The following is a 277-nucleotide window of genomic DNA, read 5'->3' as shown; positions in this document are numbered from 1 at the left end:
GGCCAGTTATTAGAAGCATTTCACGCTCATGATCAAGCTGAATGTCATTTGAAACATAATCCCCTTCATCGATCATCTTTTCCACAACAGGGTGTCTTCCATCAATAATCTCTACTGCGCCATTATATTTAACTTCAGGTTTTACATAACGGTTTCTCTCTGCTACTTCTGCAAAACTTTGAAGTACATCTAGCGTACTAATCACTGTAGCCAATTTTTGTAATGGTCGAATATATTCTTTGACTTGATCTCTAATTTCCATGAACAGTTCATATTC

1 protein-coding gene is annotated in these 277 nt (G+C 36.5%); it reads right to left on the bottom strand.

The genetic code is table 11. The features are described from left to right. Positions 1-262, bottom strand: a 262-nt coding sequence (locus AOA61_RS12535) for a hypothetical protein (protein WP_256583393.1), incomplete at its 3' end; no start/stop codon positions are given. Between the last annotated feature and the right edge of the window lie 15 nt (positions 263-277).

The organism is Pseudomonas sp. 2995-1 (assembly GCF_002742505.1).
GTDB classification, from domain to species: Bacteria; Pseudomonadota; Gammaproteobacteria; order Pseudomonadales; family Pseudomonadaceae; genus Aquipseudomonas; species Aquipseudomonas sivasensis.
The sequence above is the reverse complement of the archived record's forward strand: the minus strand, read 5'-3'. Positions and strand labels throughout refer to the sequence as shown.